The following is a 19,022-nucleotide window of genomic DNA, read 5'->3' on the forward strand; positions in this document are numbered from 1 at the left end:
ACTGACTCCAATGGACAGTGTTCGCAACACAGGGCCCGCAGGCGGGCCCTGTGAAGGAGATCAACTTAGTTCAAGTGCTCGACGCGGATCCGCACAACCGGACCGACCACGCCCGCCAGGGCTTCGAGGGCGGCGATCGCATCGTTGATGTGCTGTTCCAGCACGCGGTGGGTCAGCAAGATCATCGGCACCAGGCCGTCGTGCTCCTCGACTTCCTTCTGCATGATCGACTCGATGTTGATGCCGCGCTCCGACAGGATGCTCGCCACCTGAGCGAGCACGCCCGGATGGTCCTTGGCCTGGATGCGCAGGTAGTAGGCGCTTTCGCAGGCTTCGATCGGCAGGATCGGATGGGCCGACAGCGAGTCCGGCTGGAAGGCCAGGTGCGGCACGCGGTTTTCCGGGTCGGAGGTCATGGCGCGAACCACGTCCACCAGATCCGCGATCACCGACGAAGCGGTCGGCTCCATGCCGGCGCCAGCGCCGTAGAACAGGGTCGAACCGGCAGCGTCACCGTTGACCATCACCGCGTTCATCACGCCGTTGACGTTGGCGATAAGGCGATCGGCCGGGATCAGCGTTGGGTGTACGCGCAGCTCGATACCCGCGGCGGTGCTGCGTGCCACGCCCAGGTGCTTGATGCGGTAGCCCAGCGCTTCGGCGTAGTTCACGTCGGCGGTGGTCAGCTTGGTGATGCCTTCGGTGTAAGCCTTGTCGAACTGCAGCGGAATACCGAACGCGATCGAAGCCAGGATCGTCAGCTTGTGCGCCGCGTCGATGCCTTCGACGTCGAACGTCGGATCGGCTTCGGCGTAGCCCAGCGCTTGCGCCTCGGCCAGCACGTCTTCGAAGGTGCGACCCTTCTCGCGCATTTCGGTGAGGATGAAGTTGCCGGTGCCGTTGATGATCCCGGCGACCCAGTTGATGCGGTTGGCGGACAGGCCTTCACGGATCGCCTTGATCACCGGAATGCCACCGGCTACCGCCGCTTCGAATGCCACGATCACGCCTTTCTCGCGCGCCTTGGCGAAAATTTCATTACCGTGAACGGCAATCAGAGCCTTGTTCGCGGTGACCACATGCTTGCCATTCTCGATGGCCTTGAGTACCAGCTCGCGGGCAACGGTGTAGCCGCCCATCAGCTCTATGACGATGTCGATCTCAGGGTTCGTGGCCACTTCGAAGACATCGTTGGTAATCGCAATACCGGTCGTCTGGAACTGAGGCTTTGGCGTGCGCATGGCAATTTGTGCCACTTCGATTCCACGCCCGGCACGACGAGCAATTTCCTCGGCGTTGCGCTGAAGTACGTTGAAGGTACCGCCACCGACGGTCCCTAACCCACAGATGCCTACTTTGACCGGTTTCACTGTGAACTCCCCATAAAACGGCCGACGCGAGGCCGGCCGTGAAAACAACCGCGCAATCGCGGCTCTCTATTGATGGCCCGGCCATGTTGCCGCCGGACCACGCTCGTCAGCGCCTGAGCGTGACGATGCGAATTACTTCGCGCCCAGCGCCAGTTTGGCGACTTGTGGCGCAGGCTGGTAGCCCGGAATGACTTGTCCGTCAGCCAATACGATGGCCGGTGTGCCGTTCACGCCGATCGACTGACCGAGGGCGAACTGCTTGGAAACCGGGTTCTCGCACTTGGCAGCCTTGATTTCCTTGCCATCGACCATCTTGTCCATGGCCGCTTTCTTGTCTTTCGAGCACCACACGGCTTGCAGTTGCTCGTCACCCGGCGACCCCAGGCCCTGGCGCGGGAACGCCACGTAACGCACTTCGATGCCGCGCTTGTTCAGCTCCGGCACTTCGGCGTGCAGCTTGTGGCAGTACGGGCAAGTGGTGTCGGTGAAAACGGTGATGTGCGACTTGGTTTCGCCCACGGCCGGGTAAACCACGGTCTCGGCCACCGGGATCGCATTGATCAGTTTGGAAATGCCCAGGCGCTCGGTCTTCTCGGTCAGGTTGACCGGTTTGCCGTCCTTGAGCTGGAACATGTAGCCCTGAACGATGTACTGGCCGTCGGCGCTGGCGTAGAGCACGCGGCTGCCCTTGAGCTTGACTTCGTACAGGCCCGGCAGCGGGCTGGCGGTGATGGTGTCCACCGGCACGTCGAGCTGGAGGTTTTCCAGGCTCTGGCGGATGGCTTTGTCGGCCGCATCATCGGCGACGGCAAAGGTGCTGACCAACGCAATGGCTGCGGCGGCGAAAATCTGGGTCAGACGCATGAGAACTCCTGAAGGCGGACAAATGGAACGTTCAGAACGCCCGTGCCGGAACACCGGGTCATAACCGTCCATCGTGCAAACCGGCAAAGCCTACCACATAAGGTTCGCGTGACCGAATGCGCCTGTCGCAAGACAGACTGCGCTCAGCCTCGAGGGTGATGCTTGGCATGCAGATCCTGCAACCGTGCCCGGGCGACGTGAGTGTAGATCTGCGTGGTCGACAGGTCGCTGTGGCCCAACAACATCTGCACCACCCGCAAGTCGGCGCCATGGTTGAGCAGGTGCGTGGCGAAAGCGTGACGCAGCGTATGGGGCGACAGCGATTTGCCGATGCCGGCGACCTTGGCCTGATGCTTGATGCGGTGCCAGAAGGTCTGGCGAGTCATCTGCTCGCCGCGCTGACTGGGAAACAGCACATCGCTGGGGCGTCCGCCCAGCAGCTCGCCGCGACCATCGCGCAGGTAGCGCTCGACCCAGACAATCGCTTCCTCGCCCATCGGTACAAGGCGCTCTTTACTGCCCTTGCCCATTACCCTCAATACGCCCTGACGCAGGTTGACCTGCTCCAGGGTCAGACTGATCAGCTCGGTTACCCGCAAGCCGCAGGCGTAAAGGACTTCAAGCATGGCGCGGTCACGCTGGCCGATGGCTTCGCTCAAGTCTGGCGCCCTCAGCAACGCTTCAACGTCGGCTTCTGACAGGGATTTGGGCAACGGCCGACCGAGTTGCGGCATGTCGACGCGCAAGGTCGGATCGACCGAGATCAGTTTTTCCCGCAACAGGTAGCGATAAAAGCCACGTACACCCGAGAGGAATCGCGCGGTAGAACGGGGTTTGTAGTTCTGTTCCAGGCGCCAGGCCAGGTGATCGAGGATCAATTCACGACCGGCGTTGATCAGCTCGAGATTTTTCTCCTGCAACCAGCCGTTGAACAGTGCGAGATCACTGCGATAGGCGTCGCGGGTGTTGTCGGAAAGACCTTTTTCCAACCATAGGGCGTCGAGAAACTGGTCAATCAGCGGGTGGTCGATGGCGGGCATAAAAGCTCAGGCAAGGCAGAGATGGCGGACAGTCTTTCATAGCCCGCCCGTACACGGAACCTTCAGGCGGCAAAACCAGGCAGAACCGGTACCGGACGCTTGTCGTCGTCAATCGCAACGAAGCTGAACTGCCCGTGAATCGCCTTTTCGCGCCCGTCGCAGCTCATGCTTTCAACGAACACTTCCACCTCGACCTTGAGGCTGGTGTTGCCGACCTTGATCACCCGCCCGACCAGTTCGACGATGGAACCTGCCGGGATCGCGTGGTTGAAATCGATTCGGTCGGTCGACACGGTCACCAAAGGCAAACGGCAAAACCGCGTGGCGGTGATGAAGGAAACTTCGTCCATCCAGGCAAGCGCCGTGCCGCCGAACAGCGTGTTGTGATGGTTGGTGGTCGGCGGGAAAACCGCCTTGGTCACGCGGGTCACCGAGAGTTCGGTGCGGCGTTCGATTTCTTGCTCACGAGATGTCATGGATACGGCCTGAAGCAATAGTGCTGTGGATAAATTGCGGACAACAAAAAAGCAGCCCGTAGGCTGCTTTTTTCTGCATCGGAAGCTGGACTTAAGCCAGTTTTTCCTTGATGCGAGCTGCTTTACCCGACAGGTCGCGCAGGTAGTACAGCTTGGCTTTACGTACGTCACCGCGACGTTTAACAGCCATGCTGTCGATCTGCGGGGAGTAGGTCTGGAAAGTACGTTCTACGCCAACACCGTTGGAGATTTTACGAACGGTGAACGCACTGTTCACGCCGCGGTTACGCTTGGCGATTACAACGCCTTCGAACGCTTGCAGACGGGAACGATCGCCTTCCTTCACTTTCACCTGAACGACAATGGTGTCGCCCGGGGCAAAGGTAGGGATTTCTTTGGTCATCTGCTCTGCTTCGAGTGCAAGGATGATTTTGTTGGTCATGCTGTGCTCCTAAGGTAAATCGTCGGATTTACCATCGATACGTTGTTAACTATCGTCCCGCTCGCGGATGTATTCCTCGAGCAGCTTCTTCTCTTCTCCAGAAAGCGAGCGGCTTTCCAGAAGATCGGCGCGTCGTTCATAGGTCCGACCAAGGGACTGCTGTAAACGCCAACGCCGGATGTGCGCGTGGTTGCCACTCAGCAACACGTCGGGTACACGCTGATCCGCATACACCTCAGGTCGGGTGTAGTGCGGGCAATCCAGCAGACCATCCGTAAAGGAATCTTCCTCGGCGGAGTCCGCATGCCCTAAAGCTCCAGGCAGCAGTCGTGTAACCGCATCGATCAGGACCATGGCCGGCAGCTCGCCGCCAGACAATACATAGTCGCCAATCGACCACTCTTCATCGACATGAGCTTCAATAAAACGCTCGTCAATGCCTTCATAGCGACCGGCAATCAGGATCAGTGCATCCGATTTCGCCAGTTCGCGTACCGCCGACTGAGTCAGTTGACGGCCTTGGGGGGACAGGTAAATCACCTTCGCCGCCTCCCCGGCTGCTGCCTTGGCCTGAACCAGAGCATCTTCCAGGGGCTTGATCTTCATCACCATGCCCGGACCACCGCCAAACGGGCGATCGTCCACAGTGTGATGCCGATCCGTCGTGTAATCCCGCGGATTCCAACAGGTCAGCTGCAAGAGCCCCTGTTTGACCGCACGACTGGTGATGCCGTAGTCGCCAATGGCGGAAAACATCTCGGGAAACAAACTGATCACTTCTACGCGCAAGTTAGCCACGCTTAGAAGTCCGCGTCCCAATCCACCTTCATCTCGCCCGCTGCGAGGTCGACGGCCAACACGCATTGCTCCGTATAGGGCAACAGGCGTTCGCGATCATCCAGGCTGCCAGCGCAAGGCTTGACTACCATTACATCATTGGCGCCGGTTTCCAGAAGATGATCGATTTTCCCGAGCAATTGCCCAAGTGTGTCGATGACCTTCAGACCTTCCAGCTGGTACCAGTAGTACTCGCCTTCGGTCAATTCAGCGAACAGGTTGCGCGGCACGCAGATCTCATAACCGGCCAGAAGACGAGCTTCTTCACGATCATCAAGACCCTTGAGCTTTGCGACCAGGAACTTGTCGCTCCCGCGTCCACTGACCAGCTCGACCTGTTTGACATTGCCTTCGCGCTTGAGCGTCCAGGTTTTGTACTGCAACAGGTTTTCAGTCGGATCAGTAAAGGAATAAACCTTCACTTCGCCGCGAACGCCGTGAACAGAATAAATTTTGCCAATAACGATCAAATCATCGGCAACAGCAGGCGTCGCGTTCATATTGCTCAGGCCGCAGCCTTAGCCGATTCCTTCAACAACTGAGCAACGCGCTCAGAAGGTTGTGCACCAACGCTCAGCCAGTAGGCAACGCGCTCTTGGTTCACGGACAGACGGATTTCCTGACCACGGGCAACAGGGTTGAAGAAACCAACCTGTTCTTTGTGGGAACCGTCACGCGGGTTGCGGGAGTCGGTTACGGTCAGGTGGTAAAACGGGCGCTTTTTGGAGCCGCCAAGGGCAAGACGGATTGTTAGCATGTGAACATCGTTCCTGTAGTCGGTGCTGCAAATCTAAATGCACAGCGGGCATGGGTGCCCGAAAGGCCGCATATTCTAAGGAATATCCGGACTTTTGCAAATGACTTTTTCCGGCGCCTATGGCAGGCCGTGCAGATTTGCATATAGGGCCGTCGTTTAAAACGGCCGGTCAGCTCCCGCCGAGTGCGGGTTTGCTGTTGATCCCGCATCCTTGCGGGGTCTGCGCCGGTGCGACGACCGGCGCGGATTCTTTACATTTTCGGCATGCCGCCGCCGGGCAACATACCGCCCATGCCGCGCATCATTTTCGCCATTCCGCCCTTGGCGGAGAATTTCTTCATCATCTTCTGCATCTGCTTGTGCTGCTTGATCAAGCGACCGATGTCCTGCACCTGAGTGCCGGAACCCATGGCGATCCGGCGCTTGCGCGAACCGCTGATCAGCTCAGGGTCGCGGCGCTCGGCCGGGGTCATGGAGTTGATGATGGCTTCCATCTGTTTGAATTGCTTCTCTGCGGCGTTCTGGGCATTGCCCATCTGCGACAGGTTCACACCACCGATACTCGGCAGTTTGTCCATGAGGCCGCCGAGACCGCCCATGTTCTTCATCTGTTGCAACTGATCGCGGAAGTCTTCGAGGTCGAAGCCCTTGCCCTTCTTCAGTTTCTTGGCCAGTTTGTCGGCCTTGTCCTTGTCGAGGGTCGCTTCAGCCTGTTCGATCAGGCTGAGCACGTCGCCCATGCCGAGGATCCGCGAAGCGATACGCTCCGGGTGGAACGGCTCGAGGGCTTCGGTCTTCTCGCCCATACCGATGAACTTGATCGGCTTGCCGGTGATGGCACGAACGGACAGCGCGGCACCGCCACGGGCATCACCGTCGACCTTGGTCAGGATCACACCGGTCAGCGGCAGAGCGTCGCCGAAGGCCTTGGCCGTGTTGGCGGCGTCCTGACCGGTCATGGCGTCGACCACGAACAGGGTTTCGACCGGGTTGATCGCGGCGTGCAGCGCCTTGATCTCGCCCATCATCTCTTCGTCGATGTGCAGACGACCGGCGGTATCGACGATGACCACGTCGATGAATTTCAGTTTTGCTTCTTTAATAGCCGCGTTGGCGATGTCGACCGGCTTCTGGCTCAGGTCGGACGGGAAGAACGTCACGCCGATGTCGTTGGCCAGGGTTTCCAGCTGTTTAATAGCCGCAGGACGATAGACGTCCGCCGACACGACCATGACCGACTTCTTCTTGCGCTCTTTAAGGAAGCGCGCCAGCTTGCCGGCGGTAGTGGTTTTACCGGCACCCTGCAGACCGGCCATCAATACGACGGCTGGCGGCACGGCACTCAGGTTCAAATCTTCGTTGGCCGCGCCCATCAGGCTTTCGAGCTCGGCCTGGACGATCTTCACGAACGCCTGGCCCGGCGTCAGACTGCGCGACACTTCGGTGCCGACAGCGCGCTCCTTGACCGAATTGACGAAGTCCTTGACCACCGGCAGGGCGACGTCGGCTTCGAGCAACGCCATGCGCACTTCGCGCAGGGTGTCTTTGATGTTGTCTTCGGTCAGCTTCGCCTTGCCAGTGACATGGCGCAGCGTCTGCGAGAGACGGTCGGTTAAGTTTTCAAACATTGCGCGATCCTTTCAGGCCCTGTGTAGACCGGGATAATGGCGGCCCAGACCGGAATCAACATGTGCTCGGCGAGCCTGCGGCGTGGGCAGGTCGCGGATTATAGCGAAGACTGCGTCTGGCGGACACCTCGCTGTCAGCTTGCCGGTCTTTCGTGCCATGGCGGTTCTATGCCAAACTCAGCGCCTTTCGGGCTTGCCTAACAGGATTTATGCTCCCCTTGTCACCGAGTTTGCTGACCACCCTCGCCGCCGCCCTTCTATATGCCGCTGCGACCCTCTATCAGGGCACCCGCCTGGCCACTGGCGCCAAGGCCAACAAGCGCCTGCTGGTCACGCTCGGCGTGCTCGCCGTGCTGGCCCACAGTGCCAGCCTGCTGACTCACCTGCTGACGCCGATCGGTCTGGGCCTGGACTTCTTCAGCGCTTCGAGCCTGATTGCCGCGGCAGTCATTGCCCTGACCCTGCTGGCCTGTTCGCGGATCCCGGTGGAAAACCTGCTGGTCCTGCTGTTCCCGCTGGGTGCGATCACCGTGTTGCTGGCGCAGTTCGCACCCACCGGCACCGTGCAGATCATCGACGAAGAGCCGGGCATCCTCGCGCATATCCTGCTGTCGATCCTCGCCTACGGCATGTTCACCATCGCAGTGTTCCAGGCGTTGTTGCTGCTGGTGCAGGATCACCAGCTCAAGAACAAGCACCCGTCCGGGCTGATCAAGAACTTCCCGCCGCTGCAAACCATGGAAAGCCTGCTGTTCGGCTTCCTCTGGGCCGGCTGGACGCTGCTGTCGCTGTCGCTGATTTCCGGCTGGCTGTTCGTCGAAAACCTGTTTGCCCAGCACCTGGTGCACAAGACCCTGCTGGCCTGCCTGGCCTGGGTCGTGTTCAGCGTGCTGTTGTGGGGCCGCAACCGCCTGGGCTGGCGCGGCCACAAAGCGATCCGCTGGACCCTCGCCGGTTTCTGCCTGCTGATGTTGGCGTATTTCGGCAGCAAACTGGTCCGTGAATACATCCTGCACATCTGACGGGCGGCATAAATGGACGGTTTGCCCATAGGGCCGATGCTCGCGGTTTTTGTCCTGCTGATTCTCTGGTCGGGGTTGTTTACCGCCATCGAAGTCGCGCAACAGCATCTGCTGGCGCAACGCACCGCGTCGCGCGCCAGTGACAAGCCACTGGCAAAACTCAGCTTCCCGCTCGACAGCCTGATCCTGTGCAACACCCTGTGCCGCGCCCTCGCCGTGGTGCTTGCCACGCTACTGGCGATTTTCCTCTGTGAAGAGAACGGTCCCTGGGCAGCCTGCCTGGGCGCCAGCGCCGTATTGCTGGTATTTGCCGACTATTTCCCGCGCACCCTCGCCCAACGTTATCCGGACGCCGTGCTGTCATTCGGCAATTCGTTGCTGGCTGTTCCGCTGAAAGTGATCTATCCGCTCGCATGGCTGCTGAGCAGCATCAGTGGTTTGCTGTTGCGTCCGCTGGTGCGCAAGCCTCAGGTCGTGCAGCAGAGCGATGACGACGTCCCCGCCGATCGCCATGACGACCCGGATCACTCGTCTCGCCCGCACCCGGTTTCCGGCATCCATGCGCTGGACAACATCACGGTCAACGACATCCTGGTGCCTCGCAGTGACGTCGACGGCATCAATCTTGATGACCCGATCGAAGAAATCATCGAGCAATTGCGCCACAACAAGCGCACGCGCCTGCCGGTTTTCCACAGCGACATCAACCAGGTCGAGGCCGTCCTCAACACCCGGCAGATCCGCCACTTGCTGGACAATCACGCCCTGACCCGCGAAGCGCTCCTCGCCGCCAGCTACGAGCCGTATTTCGTCCCGGAAAGCACGCCTCTGCAACTGCAGCTGCTGAACTTCCACAAGCAGCAGCGGCGCCTGGGCATGGTGGTGGACGAGTACGGCGAAGTGTTGGGGATCGTCACCCTGGAAGACATTCTCGAAGAAATCGTTGGCGAATTCGAAAGCGAGCACAGCCTCGACAACCCGCATATTCATCCGCAGGCCGATGGTCGCATGGTGATCGACGGCGCCGCCTCGATCCGCGAGCTGAACAAATGCCTGGGCTGGCACCTGCCCAGCGACGGCCCCCGGACTCTCAACGGTCTGGTGACAGAAGCTCTGGAAACCATCCCGGAAAGCGCGGTCTGCCTGAAGATCGGGCGCTATCGCCTGGAGATCCTCGAAACCGAGGAGAACCGCGTAAGCAAAGTGCTCATCTGGCACACCAGCTCGGCACCGGCACTCACACCCGTCCGCTAGCTCGCCCCTTGTTCAATCGTTAGCCACCTTCCTATAATCGGGGCGCTTACCCAAGCCCCGCCGAACCGCGTGCTTACCCCGCACCCGACTGGTTCCGGCCGGTTCATCGCCGCTTTCCGCATCACACCGACGACTGTTCCTACTCGAAACAGCGCTCGTGCCTCATCCCACATCCCTGGGTGTTCGACCATAATAATTCGCTCCAACGGAGCTCATGACTGTCAGGGATCACCGCATGACGACCAGTACCGCTTACAGCGACACCGCGCCTGCCCAACCGACCAACTCCGCCACCCGCGTGGCTACCGCGAGTTTCATCGGCACGGCCATCGAGTTCTACGATTTTTACGTCTACGCCACTGCTGCTGCACTGGTGATCGGGCCGGTATTCTTTCCGCAGACATCCGGCACAGCGCAGATGCTCTCGGCATTCCTCACTTTCGGTATCGCGTTCCTCGCCCGCCCGCTGGGTTCGGCACTGTTCGGCCACTTCGGCGACCGTATCGGACGCAAATCAACACTGGTGGCTTCCCTGCTGCTGATGGGTGTCTGCACCACGCTGATCGGCGTGCTGCCGGGTTACGACAGCATCGGGGCGTGGGCGCCGATCCTGTTGTGTGTGCTGCGCTTCGGCCAGGGCCTGGGATTGGGTGGCGAATGGGGCGGCGCGGCGCTGCTGGCGACCGAAAACGCTCCAAAGGGCAAGCGAGCCTGGTTCGGCATGTTCCCGCAGCTGGGCCCTTCGATCGGTTTTCTGGCGGCCAACGGCCTGTTCCTGACCTTGGCCATGACGCTCAATGACGAACAATTTCGCAGTTGGGGCTGGCGGATTCCGTTCCTGCTCAGCGCGGTGCTGGTGATGGTCGGGCTGTATGTGCGCCTCAAACTTCACGAAACGCCAGTGTTCGCCAACGCCATCGCCCGTCAGGAGCGGGTTAAAGTGCCGCTGGTCGAGCTGTTCAGCCAATACTGGGCACCGACGCTGCTGGGTGCCGCCGCCATGGTGGTGTGCTACGCGCTGTTCTACATCTCGACGGTGTTTTCCCTGAGCTATGGCGTGTCGACGCTGGGCTACAGCCGCGAGACATTCCTCGGGCTGCTGTGCTTCGCTGTGCTGTTCATGGCGGCCGCCACGCCGTTGTCAGCCTGGGCAAGCGATCGCTACGGGCGCAAACCGGTGCTGATCGTCGGTGGTGTGCTGGCGATTCTTTCCGGATTTCTGATGGAGCCGTTGCTGACTCAGGGCTCGACCTGGGGCGTGGCGCTGTTCCTGTGCATCGAGCTGTTCCTGATGGGTGTGACGTTCGCCCCGATGGGCGCGCTGCTGCCGGAACTGTTTCCGACGCACGTCCGCTATACCGGCGCATCGGCGGCCTACAACCTCGGCGGGATTGTCGGGGCCTCGGCGGCACCGTTCTTCGCGCAGAAACTGGTGGCGATGGGTGGTTTGAGTTATGTCGGCGGGTATGTGTCTGCGGCCGCGGTGCTCAGCTTGATCGCTGTGCTGTGCCTGAAGGAAACGCGCCATAACGACCTGAATCAGGTGTCATAAGCGCAATGATCGCTCCCGCACGGGCGGGAGCGATCAGATAGCGAGATTACAGCTCTACAACGACCGCCTGAGAAGCACGGGTCGCCTTGGCACGAGCGGCCTCGATCGACTCGTCACGCGCCAGGGCCACGCCCATGCGACGCTGGCCATTGACCTCAGGCTTGCCGAACAGACGCAGCGCGGTATCCGGCTCGCTCAGTGCAGCGCCGAGGTTGGCGAATGCGGTCTGGGTCGACTGACCTTCCACCAGAATCACCGCCGAAGCCGATGGCCCGAACTGACGGATCAGCGGCACCGGCAGGCCGAGAATCGCGCGGGCGTGCAGGGCGAACTGCGACAGGTCCTGGGAAATCAGGGTCACCAGACCGGTGTCGTGCGGGCGCGGCGACACTTCGCTGAACCACACCTGATCGCCCTTGATGAACAATTCGACGCCAAACAGGCCACGACCACCCAAGGCTTCAGTTACCGCTTTGGCAACGCGCTCGGATTCAGCCAGTGCAATCGGGCTCATGGCCTGTGGCTGCCAGGATTCCTGGTAGTCGCCTTTCTCCTGACGGTGGCCGACCGGCGCACAGAACGTGGTGCCGCCGATATGACGAACGGTCAGCAGGGTGATTTCGTAGTCGAAATCGATGAAACCTTCGATGATCACCCGACCTTTGCCAGCGCGACCGCCCTCTTGCGCGTAATCCCAGGCTTTCTGCACGTCATCGACGCTGCGCAGCAGGCTCTGGCCCTTGCCCGACGAACTCATCACCGGTTTGACGACGCACGGGAAACCCAGGTCCTCAACGGCTTTGCTGTAGTCCTCGAAGGTATCGGCGAAGTGGTACGGCGAGGTCGGCAGATCCAGCTCTTCGGCGGCCAGACGACGGATGCCTTCGCGGTTCATGGTCAGTTGAGCGGCGCGAGCAGTCGGGATCACGGTGAAACCTTCAGCTTCCAGCTCGACCAGGGTAGCGGTGGCGATGGCTTCGATTTCCGGCACGATGAAGTGCGGCTTCTCGGCTTCGATCACCGCACGCAGGGCTGCGCCATCAAGCATGTTGATCACGTGGCTGCGATGAGCAACCTGCATGGCCGGCGCATTGGCGTAACGGTCAACGGCGATCACTTCAACGCCCAGGCGTTGCAGCTCGATCACCACTTCCTTGCCCAACTCACCACAGCCACACAGCAATACGCGGGTCGCGGTCGGCGACAATGGAGTTCCGATACGGGTCATCTCAGGTCCTCAAAGAAGCGGATCATCGAGGAAAGCAACGCCAGACGCGCTTTCCATGGGGAGAAAGCGCGGCATTTTACATGAACCTGAGGGTTTGGCTTCAGCCGGCGACAGCCTGTTTACGCTCGCGCCAGGCCATGATCAGCCAGACGGCGGTGACACCGGCGAACTTCGAGGCCAGAGCAGTGATGATCACCGGTGGCGTCAGCAGGTCGATCATGCCGAAAAAGATGAAGGTATCGAGGGGAATGCTCAGCGCCGAACTGATCCACAGGCGGTCACGCAACGGCCGCTTGGTGACGGTGAACACCAGCCAGTCGATGCACTCGGACACCGCGAACGCCGTGGCGCTGGCCAGCGCAATCGATGGATCGGAGGTGACATAGGACAGCACCAGCGCCGCCAGCATCGCCGCAATCGCACCGTGGCCGAACCGGATCTGCACCATGTCGCGCAACACGAACACCAGCCCGCCCCAGGCTGACCAGATGATGTCCAGGTGCGGCGCGGTGGAGAAGGCGAAGTTGATCAGCACGACGCTGCTGATGTAGGCGATGAGGAAAATCATGGGCGTGACCTGTCAATTTGGCGCACAGGTTACTTCAGCCCTTCGAGGACGCCAATCAAATCGGCTATTGCCCAGGCGTTTTGCCGATCATCCAGACCAGCCCACTAGACTTCGCCCGCTCATGACACAACCCCAGCACCGCCCGCCGCTCGTCGTTGGTCATCCGGCTCCAGCGGGTGATTTCCTCGACCGTGCGCTGGCAACCGGTGCAAATGTCGTCGTCATCCAACGCGCAAATATTCACGCAGGGCGAGGCCACCGGCCGCTCAATCGTATTCATTCTTCCTGCTCGACCAGATCGCGCACATAGCGCTGCGAGTTATGTACATAGTGGGCGGCGCTGGCTTCGAGCATCTTCTTCTGTTGTTCGGTCAACTCACGCACCACTTTGCCCGGCGAGCCCATCACCAGCGAACCGTCGGGAATTTCCTTGCCTTCGCCAATCAGCGAATTGGCGCCAATGATGCAGTTTTTGCCGATCTTCGCGCCGTTGAGGATGACCGCGTTGATGCCGATCAGGCTGTAGTCGCCGACCGTGCAGCCGTGAAGCATGGCGTTGTGGCCGATGGTCACGCCAGTGCCGATGGTCAGCGGATAGCCCATGTCGGTGTGCATCACGGTGCCGTCCTGCACGTTGCTGTTCTTGCCGATCAGGATCAGTTCGTTGTCGCCGCGCAACACGGCGTTGAACCAGACGTTGGCGCCCTCTTCCAGTCTGACCTTGCCCACCAGCACGGCATTGGGGGCGACCCAGCTCTGCGGATGGGTCTCGACACGGGCGTCGCCCAGGCGGTATTTCATCTTGTTTTCCTCAGGGCTCACGTTGGCTGGCCATTCGAACGATGGCTTCAGGTGTTGATAAAGCTTTTAGGCGGTCGATGCAGGCTGATTTTGGCGTCATAGAGCAGGTTGATCAACTCGACGATCATGATCGCCGTCAGCCCCCAGATCTTGTATTCGCCATAACGATAGCTCGGCACGTACCAACTGCGACCCTGATAGTCGATGCGGTGGGTGTGTTCGCGCGGGTCCTTGCGGAAGAATTCCAGCGGCACACTGAACACCGCAGCGATCTCGGCATCATTGGCCTGGTATTCGACGAAATCGGGAATCACCCCGACATACGGTGTGACCTTGATGCCATGCAGGGAGATCAACGGGCTGAGCGGACCGATCACTTCGACCAGGCCGGGCGGCAGGCCGATTTCTTCTTCGGCTTCACGCAGCGCGGTAAAGATCAGGTCCGGATCCTCCGGATCCCGTCGACCGCCGGGAAAGGCGACTTCGCCACCGTGGGTCGAGAGCCCGCTGGCGCGCAAGGTCAGGACAAGCTCGGGTTCGTCACTGCGAGTAATCGGCACCAGGACGGCGGCCTCGGGGAAACGCGTGTCGGTCTCCAGCGTGCGCGGCGTGTGATTGCTTACCCGGTGCAGTAGCTCGTCCAGCATAAGTGTTCTCGATCTGTGCCTTGCCCTGCATCATGCACCAATCAATGCGACCGCCCAAGCCCCGGACAAGGGTCATGTCGCGAAACGACAACTTGCCGACTGACACCGCTGCACGCCAAGATAGGCGCAGCATTCAGGAACCCCAGCATGAAATTTTGCAGCCAGTGCGGCAACCCGGTGACCCAGCGCATTCCCGAAGGCGACTCGCGGCTGCGATTTGTCTGCGACAGCTGTCAGACCATTCACTACCAGAACCCCAATATCGTGGCCGGATGCGTGGCGACCTGGGGCAGCAAAGTCCTGCTCTGCCGCCGTGCCATCGAGCCGCGTCTCGGTTACTGGACGCTGCCCGCCGGTTTCATGGAGAACGGCGAGACCATCGAGCAGGCCGCCATCCGCGAAACCGCCGAGGAAGCCTGCGCCCGGGTGCGTAACCTGAGCATCTACACCCTGATCGACGTGCCGCATATCAGCCAGGTGCATGTGTTCTTTCGCGCAGAGCTGGCGGACCTGGATTTTTCCGCCGGCCCCGAGAGCCTCGAAGTGCAACTGTTCGACGAAGCGCAGATTCCGTGGGACGAGCTGGCTTTCCGCACGGTGGGCCGTACCTTAGAATGCTTCTTCGCTGACCGCCGCGCCGAGACTTACCCGGTGCGCTCGGAATCGATCCCGCCGCTCGCTCAACCGGCCATCACTTGATTTCAGCGCCAGCCGGCCGATAACCCGCGTGCGCAGCCCGCGACAGCGCCTGCATAAGATCTATAAATAAATTATCTGCATCACCTTCTGGGGAATCGTTTCAATGCGCTGGTTGCTTGCCCTGTTTTGCCTGTCGTTCGTCACCGTCTCCCAAGCGTCGTTCGTGACCACCGTGACGCCTTCGAACACCCCGCTCATCGAAAAAATACTGGTGCTCAAGTCGGCTCATCAACTGCAGTTGATCGCCGATGGCAAGCCGCTCAAGAGCTATCGCATTTCCCTGGGCAAGGGCGCGAAAAAAGGCCCGAAACTGATTGAAGGCGACAAACGCACACCTGAAGGTTTCTATTGGATCGACTGGCGCAAGACCAGCGACAAATTCAACCTGTCGATGCACATCTCCTACCCGAACATCAGCGACTCCGCCCGCGCCCGGCGCGAAGGCGTCGAGCCTGGCGGCATGATCATGATCCACGGCACGCCGGATTCCGAAGACAACCCGGAAAACCTGTTCCACACCCTGGACTGGACCGACGGCTGCATCGCCATGCGCAACGTCGACATGCGCGAAGTCTGGAACCTGGTGCCAGACGGCACGATGATCGAAATCCGCCCCTGATTCTGTCACCAGGGCGCCTGCTCTCTCCGGGCCGCGAAGCGGCCCTTCCCTCTGACCATTGGTCGCCCGCAAAAAATAAATTCAAAAGATCGCAGCCTGCGGCAACGTCTGAACGGTGATACCACTTTCACCCGCCAGAACTGCCGCAGACTGCGATCTTTTGCATTCCAGAGCCCACCTCTAATACCACTTGAAACCACCCACCCTGAAACACCCGACTCCAAAGGACTACAGGCCTTTCCGCTGCGTTGACATGGTATGCAAGTGGTATTAGTTTTCGCCGAAACAGCGAGCGACAACAATCCAATATCAGCTCCGGAAATGCCTGCATGAATGATCTACACGCCCTGCGCCCTGACGACTCCCAGCCGACGCCGCTGTACCTGCAACTGGCGCGCAACCTGGAAGCAGCGATCCATGCCGGCCAGTGGAAAGCCGAACAGGCGATGCCGTCGGAGCGCAATCTCAGCGAAATGCTGGGGATTTCTCGGGTTACCGCCCGCAAGGCGCTGGAAGTCCTGCTCGATCAAGGATTGATCCGCCGCCTGCAAGGTTCCGGCACCTTCATCACCCCACGCCTTGAACAACCGCTGTCGCGCCTGTCGGGTTTCAGCGAAATGCTCCGTCTCAAGGGCTTCGTGCCCAGCTCGCAATGGCTCGAGCGGGAAATCACCCTGCCAACCCACGAAGAACTGATCCGCCTCGGCCTGTCGCCGAACGACAAGGTCGCGCGCATGAAACGCCTGCGCAAAGCCGACGACACGGTGATGGCCATCGAGATGAGCACCCTGCCCGCCTCGATCATGCCCAAGCCACAGGTGGTGGGCGATTCGCTCTACGAACACCTCGACAGCATCGGCAAACCGATCGTGCGCGCCTTGCAGCACATCCAGGCGATCAACGCCTCGGACGAGTTTGCCGCGCTGGTCGGCATCGCCCCCGGCACCGCGATGCTGCTGATGACCCGGGTCGGCTACCTGGAAGACAACACGCCGATCGAAGTCACCGACACCTATTGCCGCAACGACTACTACGACTTTGTTGCAGAGCTTCGCCGCTGATCAGCAGCCAGGCCAAACGAGAGAAGCGAAATGTCCGAAGACAACATCCTTACCGCTGACGGCTGGATTTGCGGCCGGCTGATCCACGAACACGGCAGAGTCGTGTCCATCGAAGGCGTGCCTTGCGATCCGGCGGACAACGACCTGCCTTATCTGCTGCCGGGCTTCATCGATCTGCACGTCCACGGCGGTGGCGGCAAGGACATCATGGAAGGCACCAGCGCCTTCGAGACCATCACCAAGACCCACGTGCGTTTCGGCACCACCTCGCTGCTGGCCACCACGATGACCGCGCCGAGTGCCGAGATCTCCAGCGTGCTCAAGGATGTCGGCGAATTCTGCGAGCAGCGTCCGAAAGGTGCCGCCCGGGTCCTCGGTGTTCACCTCGAAGGTCCGTACATCAATCCCGGCAAACTCGGCGCGCAACCGAACTTTGCCCACACCGCGCTGATGGCCGAAGTCGAAGAGTATCTGGCACTCGCGCCGATCCGGGTGATCACCATCGCCCCGGAAATCGCCGGCCACGACGGCTTGATTCGTGAACTGAGCCGCCGTGGCATCCGCATGCAGATCGGCCACACCCTCGGCAGTTACGAGGAAGGTGTCGCCGCCCTCGAAGCCGGCGCCACCAGTTTCACGCACTTATACAACGCCATGAGCCCGCTGCATCACCGCGAACCGGGCATCGTCGGCGCCGCCCTCGCCCACGCCAAATTCGCCGAGTTGATCCCGGACTTGCTGCACGTGCACCCCGGTGCGATCCGCGTGGCCCTGCGCTCGATTCCTTGCCTGTATTGCGTCACCGATTCGACCGCCGCCGCCGGCATGCCCGACGGCGAGTACAAGCTCGGCAGCCACACCGTCACCAAATGCCTGGGCGGCGTGCGCCTGCCGGACGGCACGCTGGCCGGCAGCACCCTGACCATGGATCAGGCTTTGCGCAATCTGGTGAAGATCGGTCTGCCGATCGCCGAGGCCTCGCAACGTCTTTCGCAATTCCCCGCCGACTACCTCGGCATCACCGAACGCGGGCGCCTGCAACCGGGCGCCTGGGCCGACTGCGTGCGGCTGGATCGCTCACTTACACTGACCGCCGTCATGGTCGAAGGAGAAGACATTGACTTCAAAAATGCTTGAGGAGGCGCTGTCCTCGTTCGAGGCCGTGCAAGCCCAACTGCAACAGCTCGATGGCTCGATGATCGAGATCGCCGGGCGCCTGCGCCGTCAGCCGCCGCAAGTGGCGATGACCGTCGCCCGTGGCAGTTCCGATCATGCGGCGAGCTACTTCGCCTACCTGACCATGCAGCAACTGGGCATTCCGGTGGCGTCGCTGCCGATGTCGGTGGTGACCATGCAGCAGGCGCCGTTGAAGGTCAGCGGTCAGGTCGCGTTCGCGTTTTCCCAGTCGGGCCAGAGCCCGGATCTGGTCAACAGCCTGCGTCTGCTGCGCAAGCGCGGCGCACTGAGCGTGTCGATGGTCAACGCCGCCGACTCGCCGCTGGAGGCCGCGTGCGAATTCAGCCTGCCGCTGCTGGCCGGCACCGAAAGCAGCGTCGCCGCGACCAAGAGCTTCATTGCCACCCTCAGTGCCAGCGCCCGTCTGATCGCGCACTGGAAAGAGGACAGCGAATTGCTGGAAGCACACAACGCCTTGCCCGAAGGCTTGCGCGACGCCGCGCAACAGGACTGGAGCCTGGCCATCGACGCCCTGCGCGATTGCGAACGCCTGATGGTAATCGGCCGTGGTGCCGGTTTCGCCATCGCCCAGGAAGCCGCGCTGAAATTCAAGGAAACCTCGGCGATCCAGGCCGAAGCCTTCAGCAGCGCCGAAGTCCGTCATGGCCCGATGGCCCTGATCGACGAACACTATCCGCTGCTGGTGTTCGCCCCGCGCGGTGCCGAACAGGCCGGTCTGCTGAGCCTGGCGGCCGAAATGCGCCAACGCGGCGCCCGCGTGCTGCTGGCCGCACCGGATGACGTGAGCGAACGCGACCTGACCTTGAGCCGCGCGGAGCATCCGGCGCTCGACCCGATCCTGGCGATCCAGAGTTTCTACGTGATGGCGGCCGGTCTGGCTGTGGCCCGTGGCATGGACCCGGATCAGCCGCGACACCTGAGCAAAGTCACTCGTACGCACTGAGTCCGAACCGAACGTTT

The 19,022-nt window shown here is 60.9% G+C and carries 22 protein-coding genes; 8 read left to right on the forward strand and 14 right to left on the reverse strand.

Going from position 1 to position 19,022, the window contains the following annotated elements; genetic code table 11:
• Positions 1 to 65: 65 nt before the first annotated feature.
• The 9 genes from AC07N4_RS09585 to ffh all read right to left on the reverse strand — a co-directional run bounded on the left by AC07N4_RS09585 (position 66) and on the right by ffh (position 7,414).
• On the reverse strand, positions 66 to 1,370 hold the full coding sequence (locus AC07N4_RS09585; protein ID WP_018926703.1) for a homoserine dehydrogenase: 1,305 nt from the start codon (positions 1,368 to 1,370) through the stop codon (positions 66 to 68).
• A gap of 132 nt (positions 1,371 to 1,502) precedes the next feature.
• Positions 1,503 to 2,234, reverse strand: coding sequence for a bifunctional protein-disulfide isomerase/oxidoreductase DsbC (gene dsbC / locus AC07N4_RS09590; protein ID WP_007954633.1), 732 nt, complete (start codon positions 2,232 to 2,234; stop codon positions 1,503 to 1,505).
• Between the two features lie 143 nt (positions 2,235 to 2,377).
• The gene (gene xerD, locus AC07N4_RS09595; RefSeq protein WP_096819254.1) at positions 2,378 to 3,274 is read right to left on the reverse strand and encodes a site-specific tyrosine recombinase XerD; all 897 of its coding nucleotides are present in this window, start codon (positions 3,272 to 3,274) and stop codon (positions 2,378 to 2,380) included.
• A gap of 62 nt (positions 3,275 to 3,336) precedes the next feature.
• Positions 3,337 to 3,750: an acyl-CoA thioesterase gene (locus AC07N4_RS09600; protein WP_114881518.1), complete on the reverse strand. Its 414-nt coding sequence runs from the start codon at positions 3,748 to 3,750 to the stop codon at positions 3,337 to 3,339.
• 91 nt (positions 3,751 to 3,841) lie between these two features.
• Positions 3,842 to 4,192, reverse strand: coding sequence for a 50S ribosomal protein L19 (rplS, locus tag AC07N4_RS09605; RefSeq protein ID WP_003175895.1), 351 nt, complete (start codon positions 4,190 to 4,192; stop codon positions 3,842 to 3,844).
• 45 nt (positions 4,193 to 4,237) lie between these two features.
• Positions 4,238 to 4,990: a tRNA (guanosine(37)-N1)-methyltransferase TrmD gene (gene trmD, locus AC07N4_RS09610; RefSeq protein ID WP_096819250.1), complete on the reverse strand. Its 753-nt coding sequence runs from the start codon at positions 4,988 to 4,990 to the stop codon at positions 4,238 to 4,240.
• A gap of 2 nt (positions 4,991 to 4,992) precedes the next feature.
• Complete coding sequence (gene rimM / locus AC07N4_RS09615; protein WP_085688896.1) at positions 4,993 to 5,529, reverse strand: ribosome maturation factor RimM; 537 nt, start codon at positions 5,527 to 5,529, stop codon at positions 4,993 to 4,995.
• 5 nt (positions 5,530 to 5,534) lie between these two features.
• Complete coding sequence (rpsP, locus tag AC07N4_RS09620) at positions 5,535 to 5,786, reverse strand: 30S ribosomal protein S16 (protein WP_003185073.1); 252 nt, start codon at positions 5,784 to 5,786, stop codon at positions 5,535 to 5,537.
• 251 nt (positions 5,787 to 6,037) lie between these two features.
• Positions 6,038 to 7,414 carry a signal recognition particle protein gene (gene ffh / locus AC07N4_RS09625; protein ID WP_096819246.1) on the reverse strand — a complete coding sequence of 459 codons (1,377 nt, stop codon included), beginning with the start codon at positions 7,412 to 7,414 and terminating at the stop codon, positions 6,038 to 6,040.
• Between the two features lie 209 nt (positions 7,415 to 7,623).
• Here ffh and AC07N4_RS09630 point away from each other — a divergent pair, with 209 nt between their 5' ends.
• The 3 genes from AC07N4_RS09630 (at position 7,624) to AC07N4_RS09640 (ending at position 11,242) form a co-directional block, all read left to right on the forward strand.
• Positions 7,624 to 8,436: a cytochrome C assembly family protein gene (locus tag AC07N4_RS09630; protein WP_096819244.1), complete on the forward strand. Its 813-nt coding sequence runs from the start codon at positions 7,624 to 7,626 to the stop codon at positions 8,434 to 8,436.
• 12 nt (positions 8,437 to 8,448) lie between these two features.
• Positions 8,449 to 9,690, forward strand: coding sequence for a transporter associated domain-containing protein (locus tag AC07N4_RS09635; protein ID WP_102619528.1), 1,242 nt, complete (start codon positions 8,449 to 8,451; stop codon positions 9,688 to 9,690).
• A 235-nt stretch (positions 9,691 to 9,925) separates the two neighbouring features.
• The gene (locus tag AC07N4_RS09640; protein ID WP_102619526.1) at positions 9,926 to 11,242 is read left to right on the forward strand and encodes an MFS transporter; all 1,317 of its coding nucleotides are present in this window, start codon (positions 9,926 to 9,928) and stop codon (positions 11,240 to 11,242) included.
• A gap of 46 nt (positions 11,243 to 11,288) precedes the next feature.
• Here the strand turns inward: AC07N4_RS09640 and purT are convergent, their stop codons facing one another.
• The 5 genes from purT to AC07N4_RS09665 form a co-directional block, all read right to left on the reverse strand.
• On the reverse strand, positions 11,289 to 12,470 hold the full coding sequence (gene purT, locus AC07N4_RS09645) for a formate-dependent phosphoribosylglycinamide formyltransferase (RefSeq protein WP_102619525.1): 1,182 nt from the start codon (positions 12,468 to 12,470) through the stop codon (positions 11,289 to 11,291).
• A 100-nt stretch (positions 12,471 to 12,570) separates the two neighbouring features.
• Entirely contained in the window at positions 12,571 to 13,038 is a 468-nt protein-coding gene (locus AC07N4_RS09650) for a preQ0 transporter (protein ID WP_096819236.1), read from the reverse strand.
• A gap of 64 nt (positions 13,039 to 13,102) precedes the next feature.
• Complete coding sequence (locus AC07N4_RS09655; protein WP_493065327.1) at positions 13,103 to 13,318, reverse strand: DUF1289 domain-containing protein; 216 nt, start codon at positions 13,316 to 13,318, stop codon at positions 13,103 to 13,105.
• Positions 13,315 to 13,839, reverse strand: coding sequence for a gamma carbonic anhydrase family protein (locus tag AC07N4_RS09660; RefSeq protein WP_493065326.1), 525 nt, complete (start codon positions 13,837 to 13,839; stop codon positions 13,315 to 13,317). The genes AC07N4_RS09655 and AC07N4_RS09660 overlap by 4 nt, the downstream gene beginning before the upstream one ends.
• Positions 13,840 to 13,886: 47 nt before the next feature.
• On the reverse strand, positions 13,887 to 14,486 hold the full coding sequence (locus tag AC07N4_RS09665) for a CoA pyrophosphatase (protein WP_085711654.1): 600 nt from the start codon (positions 14,484 to 14,486) through the stop codon (positions 13,887 to 13,889).
• Positions 14,487 to 14,633: 147 nt separating this feature from the next.
• On the opposite strand from AC07N4_RS09665, the gene AC07N4_RS09670 reads away from it, so the two are divergent.
• The 5 genes from AC07N4_RS09670 to AC07N4_RS09690 all read left to right on the forward strand — a co-directional run bounded on the left by AC07N4_RS09670 (position 14,634) and on the right by AC07N4_RS09690 (position 19,005).
• Complete coding sequence (locus AC07N4_RS09670; RefSeq protein ID WP_096819233.1) at positions 14,634 to 15,185, forward strand: NUDIX hydrolase; 552 nt, start codon at positions 14,634 to 14,636, stop codon at positions 15,183 to 15,185.
• Positions 15,186 to 15,288: 103 nt separating this feature from the next.
• Entirely contained in the window at positions 15,289 to 15,804 is a 516-nt protein-coding gene (locus AC07N4_RS09675; RefSeq protein WP_096819231.1) for a L,D-transpeptidase family protein, read from the forward strand.
• Between the two features lie 329 nt (positions 15,805 to 16,133).
• The gene (locus AC07N4_RS09680) at positions 16,134 to 16,865 is read left to right on the forward strand and encodes a GntR family transcriptional regulator (protein WP_007954613.1); all 732 of its coding nucleotides are present in this window, start codon (positions 16,134 to 16,136) and stop codon (positions 16,863 to 16,865) included.
• Positions 16,866 to 16,895: 30 nt separating this feature from the next.
• Positions 16,896 to 18,002, forward strand: a complete 1,107-nt coding sequence (gene nagA / locus AC07N4_RS09685) for an N-acetylglucosamine-6-phosphate deacetylase (protein WP_493065325.1) — start codon at positions 16,896 to 16,898, stop codon at positions 18,000 to 18,002.
• On the forward strand, positions 17,983 to 19,005 hold the full coding sequence (locus tag AC07N4_RS09690; protein ID WP_096819227.1) for an SIS domain-containing protein: 1,023 nt from the start codon (positions 17,983 to 17,985) through the stop codon (positions 19,003 to 19,005). The genes nagA and AC07N4_RS09690 overlap by 20 nt, the downstream gene beginning before the upstream one ends.
• Positions 19,006 to 19,022: the final 17 nt, after the last annotated feature.

This window comes from Pseudomonas sp. GW821-FHT09E04, assembly GCF_059416185.1.